The 7,653-nt window shown below is 69.8% G+C and carries 9 protein-coding genes; 4 read left to right on the top strand and 5 right to left on the bottom strand.

Annotated elements, in window-relative coordinates:
* Positions 1-771: aspartate/prephenate aminotransferase (gene aspC / locus AC01Y6_RS09000; protein ID WP_476671197.1), on the top strand; the 771-nt coding region annotated here is incomplete at its 5' end.
* Here aspC and lspA read toward each other — a convergent pair.
* Entirely contained in the window at positions 765-1,214 is a 450-nt protein-coding gene (lspA, locus tag AC01Y6_RS08995; RefSeq protein ID WP_476671196.1) for a signal peptidase II, read from the bottom strand. The two genes, aspC and lspA, sit on opposite strands and share 7 nt — an antisense overlap.
* 62 nt (positions 1,215-1,276) lie before the next feature.
* Here lspA and rpmB point away from each other — a divergent pair, with 62 nt between their 5' ends.
* From rpmB to AC01Y6_RS08980, 3 genes are read left to right on the top strand one after another with little or no spacing between them, the layout of a single operon-like run.
* Positions 1,277-1,573 (top strand): 50S ribosomal protein L28, encoded by a 297-nt coding sequence (gene rpmB / locus AC01Y6_RS08990; protein WP_347241138.1) that lies wholly within the window; start codon positions 1,277-1,279, stop codon positions 1,571-1,573.
* A gap of 23 nt (positions 1,574-1,596) precedes the next feature.
* Positions 1,597-2,292 (top strand): peptidoglycan DD-metalloendopeptidase family protein, encoded by a 696-nt coding sequence (locus AC01Y6_RS08985; protein ID WP_476671194.1) that lies wholly within the window; start codon positions 1,597-1,599, stop codon positions 2,290-2,292.
* 4 nt (positions 2,293-2,296) lie between these two features.
* On the top strand, positions 2,297-3,394 hold the full coding sequence (locus AC01Y6_RS08980; protein WP_428720177.1) for an AI-2E family transporter: 1,098 nt from the start codon (positions 2,297-2,299) through the stop codon (positions 3,392-3,394).
* Between the two features lie 27 nt (positions 3,395-3,421).
* Here the strand turns inward: AC01Y6_RS08980 and AC01Y6_RS08975 are convergent, their stop codons facing one another.
* The 4 genes from AC01Y6_RS08975 to AC01Y6_RS08960 form a co-directional block, all read right to left on the bottom strand.
* On the bottom strand, positions 3,422-4,657 hold the full coding sequence (locus tag AC01Y6_RS08975; RefSeq protein ID WP_428715977.1) for a uracil-xanthine permease family protein: 1,236 nt from the start codon (positions 4,655-4,657) through the stop codon (positions 3,422-3,424).
* Between the two features lie 12 nt (positions 4,658-4,669).
* On the bottom strand, positions 4,670-5,827 hold the full coding sequence (gene tgt, locus AC01Y6_RS08970; protein WP_476671193.1) for a tRNA guanosine(34) transglycosylase Tgt: 1,158 nt from the start codon (positions 5,825-5,827) through the stop codon (positions 4,670-4,672).
* A complete protein-coding gene (ispG, locus tag AC01Y6_RS08965; protein ID WP_476671191.1) occupies positions 5,827-7,044 on the bottom strand; it encodes a flavodoxin-dependent (E)-4-hydroxy-3-methylbut-2-enyl-diphosphate synthase in 1,218 nt (405 codons plus the stop codon). The genes tgt and ispG overlap by 1 nt, the downstream gene beginning before the upstream one ends.
* A gap of 35 nt (positions 7,045-7,079) precedes the next feature.
* Positions 7,080-7,653: enoyl-ACP reductase FabI (locus tag AC01Y6_RS08960; RefSeq protein ID WP_476671189.1), on the bottom strand; the 574-nt coding region annotated here is incomplete at its 5' end.

Below are 7,653 nucleotides of genomic sequence, written 5' to 3'. Positions count from 1 at the left end.
CCGGAGATGGTGCGCTTCGCCGGGGGGGTGCCGGTGGAGGTGAAAACCCTCCCCGAGGAGGGCTTTATTCCCGACCCCGAAAGGGTCCGGCGGGCCATCACCCCCCGCACCAAGGCCCTGGTGGTCAACTCCCCCAACAACCCCACGGGGGCGGTCTACCCCGAGGAGGTCCTAAGGGCCCTGGCGGGGCTTGCGGTGGAGCACGACTTCTACCTCGTCTCCGACGAGATCTACGAGCACCTCCTCTACGAGGGGGAGCACTTCTCCCCGGGAAGAGTGGCCCCCGAGCACACCCTCACCGTGAACGGGGCGGCCAAGGCCTTCGCCATGACGGGCTGGCGCATCGGCTACGCCTGCGGGCCCAAGGAGGTCATCAAGGCCATGGCCGATGTTTCCAGCCAGTCCACCACGAGCCCGGACACCATCGCCCAGTGGGCCACCCTCGAGGCCCTCACCAACCAGGAGGCCTCCCGCGCCTTCGTGGAGATGGCCCGGGAGGCCTACCGCAGGAGGCGGGACCTGCTTCTTCAGGGCCTGGCCGCCCTGGGCCTAAAGGCCGTGCGCCCGAGCGGAGCCTTCTACGTCCTCCTGGACACCTCCCCCATCGCCCCCGACGAGGTGCGGGCGGCGGAGAGGCTTCTTGAGGCGGGGGTGGCGGTGGTGCCGGGCACGGACTTCGCCGCCTTCGGCCACGTCCGCCTCTCCTACGCCACCAGCGAGGAGAACCTCAGGAAGGCCCTGGAGCGCTTCGCCCGGGTGCTGGCTCAGTAGCGGCGCCTTTTCCTTGGGGCGAGGAGGAGGAGGGCCGCCCCCAGGGTCACGCACACGTCCGCCAGGTTGAAGACGGGGAAGTGGGCGATGAAGGGGATGGAGGTGCCGAGGTCCAGGTAGTCCACCACCCACCCCCGGCCCAGGCGGTCCACCCCGTTCCCCAGGGCTCCCGCCGCCACCAGGGAGAGGCCCAAGGCAAGGCCCAGGGGATAGCGGCGGTAGGCGAGGAGGTAGAGGAGAACGCCCCCCATCAGGAAGGAGAGGAGGCCGAGGAGGGTGGCCTGGCCCTGGAAGAGGCCGAAGCCCGCCCCCGTGTTCCGCACCAGGGTGAGGTAGAGGAGGTCCCCGAGGAGGGGTTTGGGAACGGGGGAGAGGTGCTCCAGGGCCCAAAGCTTCAGGGTCTGGTCCAGGGCGAGGAGGAGGGGTACGAGCACCGTGGGCATCCCCAAGAGTCTACCCTGTGCTATACTCCTTAGGGTTTGCCTTCGGGCAGGGGAGGAGAGCCATGTCCAGAGTGTGCGAGATCAGCGGAAAGCGGCCCATCGTGGCCAACAGCATCCAAAGGCGGGGTAAGGCCAAGCGGGAAGGGGGCGTGGGCAAGAAGACCACCGGCATCTCCAAGCGCCGCCAGTACCCCAACCTCCAGAAGGTCCGGGTGCGGGTCGCCGGGCAGGAGATCACCTTCCGCGTGGCCGCAAGCCACATCCCCAAGGTCTACGAGCTTTTGGAGCGGGCCAAGGGCCTGAAGCTAGAGGGCCTCTCCGCCAAGGAGATCAAGAAGGAGCTCCTCAAACTCCTCTAGCCCCCTTCTGCTAGGATGGCCCCGTGGTGTGGAAGCCGGGGCACTACCTCCTCTTGGCCGTGGGCCTCTACGCCCTGGTGGCCACCCTGGCCTTTACCTCCCGGGGGCGGGAGGTGGCGGCCTTGCGCCAGGAGGTGGCGGTCTGCCGGGCCAAGGCCCGGTGGGTCCCCCAGGGCTACCTCCTGCCTCTCCCCGGGGCCTGCCTGCCCTCCCGCCCCGAGAACCTGCCGAACGCCCCCCGCCCCTACCGCAAGGGGGTGAGCGCGGGCTTCGTCTTCCAGAACGGGGACGCCTGCGTGCCCGTGGTGCGGGGGATGGGGGTGGTGGCGGCCTTTGGCGGCGAGGTGGTGAAGGTGGACCGGGGCTATGAGGAGCCCGGTCCGGAGGAGTTCCGGGCCCTCCTGGAACGGGTCAAGGAGGGGGCTTCTCCCGAGGACATGGACCGGCTTCGGGGCCTCGAGGTCCACCTCCGCCACCCCGACGGCCGCACCACGGTCTACGCCCACCTCCAGGCCCCCTACCCCGGGCTTAGGGTGGGAAGCCAGGTCCACCGCGGGGACCCCATCGGCTACGTGGGGAGCACGGGCCTCCAGGGTGGGACGCCCAGGCTTCTCTTTGAGGTCTGGGAGGGGGAGCCCGACCGGAGCCCCTTCCTCTTTCAGGGCCTTACCGGCGAGGAGCTCCTCCGCCAGGCCAAGGCCTTCTTCGGCCTAGAATAGCCCCATGCGGGAGGCCTTCCTTCGGGTCTGGGAGAACCCCTACGTCCGGGTTCTGGTTTACCTCTTCCTCTTCTATCTGGCCTACCGCCTGCTGGCGCGGGCCTGGCCGGCCCTGCAGGTCCTCCTCGCCGCCTTCGCCTTCGCCTACCTCACCCACCCCCTGGTGCGCTTTTTTGAGGCGAGGCGCCTTCCCCGCATCCTGGGGGTGGTGCTGGTCTACCTGGGCTTGGGCGTCTTTCTGGGCCTGGCCTCCTTCCTCACCGCCCAGACGGTGGTGGAGCTCTCCCGGATCGCCCAGGAGCTTCCCCGGCTCCTGGACCCCTTTTTCGCCTGGATCGTGGGCCTTCCCGACCGGGTGCGGTCCGTGCCCGTGCCCCGGGGCCTCGAGCCCGTCCTGGCCGAGGCCACCCGCAACCTCCAGGGACTTTTGCAAAGCTTTCTAGAGACCCTGGTCCGCTGGTTGCAGGGGCTTCTCGCCCAAGGGGGAAACCTTCTGGGCTTTTTCGCCTCCTTGGTGGGCGGGCTCTTCCAGCTCCTCACCGCCCTCACCCTCTCCGTCTACTTCCTCTACGACCTGCCCCGCCTGGGCCGGGCGGCCCTTTCGGCCTTCCCCGAGCCCTACCAGCCCCTCCTGGGGGAGCTTGCCGCCAAGCTGGACCGGAGCGTGGGAGGGTACGTGCGGGGCCAGCTCCTGGTGGCCTTCCTGGTGGGGCTCGTGGTGGGGGTGGGGCTCTCCCTGGTGGAGGTGCCCCTGGCGGGGAGCCTGGGGTTTCTGGCCGGGGTCTTCAACCTCATCCCCTTCGTGGGGGTGATCGTCTCCGGGGTGCCCGCCCTGCTCCTCGCGGCCACGGGGGGGTGGGTGAAGGTCCTCTTGGCCTTCCTCGTCCTCTGGCTCGCCAACCAGCTGGAGGGAAACCTCTTCGGCCCCCTCATCGTGGGCCGGGCCACCCGGCTCCACCCCATCACCGCCATCGCCGCCATCCTGGTGGGGGCGAGCCTCTTCGGCCTCTGGGGCGCCCTCCTCGCGGTGCCCGCCGCCGCCTTCCTCAAGGTGCTCCTGGAGGACTACTACCGAAAGAGCCGCTTTTACCGGGAAGGTTGAGCCAGAAACCCCACCAGGCGAAGCGGCCTAGGGAAGCCGCTCCTCCTCCGTGGCCAGCGCCTCGGGCTCCAGTTGCCTGGGCAGAAGCAGGTTCAGCGCCACCCCCACCAAAGCGGCCAGAGCCATGCCGCTCACCTTGAGGGGCACCTCCGCCCCCGCCACCTGAATGGCCCCCAGGTTGGCCACCGCCCCGCCCAGGCCCAGGACCAGGATCGCCGAGACCACGATGAGGTTGCGGCTATGGGTGAAATCAATCTCCGCTTCGGCCAAGGTGCGGATGCCGATGGAGGCGATCATCCCGAAGAGGAGCATGGAGATCCCGCCCAAGACCCCCTGGGGCAGGGTCTGGAGGAGGGCGGCGAGCTTGGGGGAGAAGGAGAGCAGGATGGCGAAGACCGCGGCGATGCGCAGGACCAAGGGGTCGTAGACCCGGGTCACCGCCAGGACGCCCGTGTTCTCGGAGTAGGTGGTGTTGGCGGGGCCGCCCAATAGGCCGGCGAGGCTCGTGGCGAGCCCGTCCCCGAGGAGGGTGCGGTGGAGGCCGGGCTTGGCGAAGAAGTCCTTCCCCACCACCCGGCCGTTGGTGAGGATGTCCCCGATGTGCTCCATCACCGTGACGAAGGCCACGGGGGCGATGAGGAGGACCGCCCCCCACTCCAGGGAGGCCGGGGTGAAGGCGGGAAGCCCAAACCAGGGGGCCCCCTGCAGGGGGGAGAGGTCCACCCGGCCGAGGAGGAGGGCCAGGAGGTAGCCCGCTCCCACCCCGAGGAGCACGGGGATCATTTGGAAAAGACCCCGGAAAAAGACGGCGCTCACCACGGCGCTTGCGAAGGTGAAGGCGGCGAGGAGCCAGTCCTTGCCCGCCATCTCCACCGCCACGGGGGCCAGGGTGAGGCCGATGACCACGATCACCGGGCCCGTGACCACGGGCGGGAAGACCCGGCGCACCCTTTCGGAGCCGATGAGGAGGACGAGGAGGGCGAAGAGGGCGTAGACGAGCCCCGCGGCCGCGATCCCGCCCCCGATGGCGCTCAAAGAGAAGCCCCCCTCCTTGGCCGCCAGGATGGGGGCGATGAAGGCGAAGCTGGAGCCCAGGAAAACGGGGACCATCCGCCCCGTGACCAGGTGGAAGACCAGGGTGCCCACCCCGGCGGTGAAGAGGGCCACCGCCGGGTTGAGGCCGGTGAGGAGGGGAACCAAAACCGTGGCCCCGAACATGGCCACCGTGTGCTGGAGGCCCAGGATAAGGTGCCTTGGCGTCATACCGAGGGCATTCTACCAGTGCCCCCCGGCGGCCAGGGCCTCGAGGAACCAGGGGGGCACCTCCCGGCCGAAGCGCCTCTCGGCGTAGGCCCAGGCGAAGTCCCCGTAGCGCCCCTCCCGGATGGCCCGCCGGGCGGCCTCGGTCAGGCGGTGGAGGTGGCGCAGGTTGTGGAGGGAAAGGAGGATCCCCCCGAGCATCTCCCCGGCCCGCACCAGGTGGGCGAGGTAGGCGCGGCTGAAGGTCTGGCAGGCGTAGCAGTCGCACCCTTCCTCCAGGGGCCTCGGGTCTTCCAGGAAGCGGGCGTTTTTCAGGTTGAGCCGCCCCTCCGGCACCAGGGCGCTCCCGAAGCGGCCCGTGCGGGTGGGGTAAACGCAGTCAAAGAGGTCCACCCCAAGCCCCATGGCCGCCACCAGGTCCTCGGGGTGGCCCACCCCCATGAGGTAGCGGGGGCGGTCCTCGGGGAGGAGGCGGGTGGAGAGCTCCACCATGGCGAACATGGCCTCCTTGGGCTCCCCCACGGCCAGGCCCCCGATGGCGTAGCCCGGGAGGTCAAACCGCAGGGTCTCCAGGGTGGAAAGCCGCCTGAGGCTGGGGTCCGTCCCCCCTTGGGCGATGCCGAAGAGGGCCTGGTCGGGCCGGGTCTTGGCCTTCAGGCTCCGCTCCAGCCAGCGGAGGGTGCGCTCCAGGGAGGCCTTCAGGTACTCCGGGGGGGAGGGGTAGGGGGGGCACTCGTCCAAGGCCATGATGAGGTCGGCCCCCAAGGCCTCCTGCACGGCGATGCTCCTTTCCGGGGTGAGCTTGACGAGGCGGCCGTCCAGGTGGCTTTGGAAGACCACCCCCTCCTCGTCAATGCGGCGCAAGTGCCCGAGGCTCATCACCTGGAAGCCCCCGGAGTCCGTGAGCCAGGGGCCCTTCCAGCCCGCGAAGCCGTGAAGTCCCCCGAGGGCCCGCACCCTTTCGGGGCCGGGCCTAAGGAGGAGGTGGTAGGTGTTGGCGAGGAGGACCTGGCTTCCGATGGCCTTCAGGTCCTTGGGCATGAGGCCCTTCACCGAGCCCTGGGTGCCCACGGGCATGAAGAGGGGGGTCTCCACCGCCCCGTGGGGGGTGAAAAGCCTTCCCACCCGGGCCCTGCCTGAGCGGGCCTCCACCTGGAAGCGGAAGGGGTCCATCAGGCCTTGGCGAAGCGGGTCTTGACGTAGTCCTCCACGAGGGCGAGGAACTCCTCGGCGATCCTTTCCCCCTTGAGGATGGTGAGGAGCTTGCCGTCGGCGTAAACCGGGGCCTTGGGCTCCTCCCCCGCCCCCGGGAGGGAGATGCCGATGTGGGCGTGCTTGCTCTCCCCGGGGCCGTTCACCACGCAGCCCATCACCGCCACCTTGAGCCCCTCCACCCCGGGGTAGCGGGCCCTCCACTCGGGGAGCCTGGCCCGGAGGTGGCGGTTCACCTCCTCGGCGAGCTCCTGGAAGAAGGTGCTGGTGGTGCGGCCGCACCCCGGGCAGCTCGTCACCTCGGGGGCGAAGGCGCGAAGCCCCAGGGCCTGGAGGATCTCCTGGGCCACCTCCACCTCCTTGGTGCGGGGCTCCCCCGGGGCCGGGGTGAGGGAAACCCGGAGGGTGTCCCCGATCCCCTCCAGGAGGAGGGGGGCGAGGGCCGCGGCCGAGGCCACGATCCCCTTCACCCCCATCCCCGCCTCGGTGAGGCCGAGGTGGAGGGGGGCTTGGGTACGACGGGCGAGCTCCCGGTAGACCCACACCAGGTCCTTAGGCTTGGACACCTTGGCCGAGAGGACGATCTTGTCCGGCCCAAGGCCCATCTCCAAGGCGGCCTCGTAGGAGCGGACGGCGCTTTCCACCAGGGCCTCGAGGACCACCTCGTGGGCGCTTTTGGGCTCGGGGCGCCGGGCGTTTTGGTCCATGAGCTCGGTGAGGAGGGCGGGGTCCAGGCTCCCCCAGTTCGCCCCGATCCTCACGGGCTTCCCCAGGTCCATGGCGATGCGGATCATCTCGGCGAAGTGCTCGTCCTTGTGCCGCCCCCGGCCCAGGGTGCCCGGGTTGATGCGGAACTTGTCCAGGGCCTCGGCCATCCCGGGGTGCTTGCGGAGGAGGAGGTGGCCGTTGAAGTGGAAGTCCCCCACCAGGGGCACCTCCGCCCCCTCATCTAGGAGCCTCCTCTTGATCTCCGGCACGGCCCTCGCCGCCTCCTCGTCGTTCACGGTGATCCGGACGATCTCGCTTCCCGACCGGTAGAGCTCCAGGACCTGGGCGGCGGTGGCCTCCACGTCCCGGGTGGGGGTGTTGGTCATGGACTGCACGGCGATGGGGTGGCCGCCCCCTAGGGGGACGCGGCCCACCCAGACCGTGGGGGTAGGTCGCCTCATCCCCTCCATGCTAGCCGAGGCCCGGCGGGGAAAAGGGGAGCGGCCTACCCTTCCAGCTCCATCCCCATGATGTGGTACCCGGCGTCCACGTAGACCACCTCCCCGGTGATGCCGCTCGCCAGGGGGGAGAGGAGGAAGAGGCCCAGGTTGCCCACCTCCTCCTGGGTCACGTTGCGCTTGAGGGGGGCGGTCTCGGCCACCCGGTCGTACATCTTGGTGAAGCCGGGGATGCTCCGGGCCGCCACGGTGCGCACCGGCCCCGCGGAGATGGCGTTCACCCGCACGCCCTTGGGCCCGAGCTCAAAGGCCAGGTAGCGGACGCTGGCCTCGAGGGCCGCCTTGGCGATGGCCATGACGTTGTACTTGGGCACCACCTTCTCGCTGGCGTAGTAGGTGAGGGTGACGATCCCTCCGCCCTCCCGGAGGAGGGGCTCGGCCCTTTGGGCCACGGCCACCAGGGAGTAGGCGGAGACCTCGAGGGCCAAAAGCCAGTCCTGGCGCCGGGTGTCTATATACCGCCCCTCCATGGCCTCTCTGGGGGCGAAGGCGATGGCGTGAACCAGGTAGTCCAGTCCCCCAAAGGCCTCCTTCACCCCGGCGAAGAGGGCGTCAAGCTCC

It is taken from the genome of Thermus sp. (assembly GCF_056332225.1).
The sequence above is the reverse complement of the archived record's forward strand: the minus strand, read 5'-3'. Positions and strand labels throughout refer to the sequence as shown.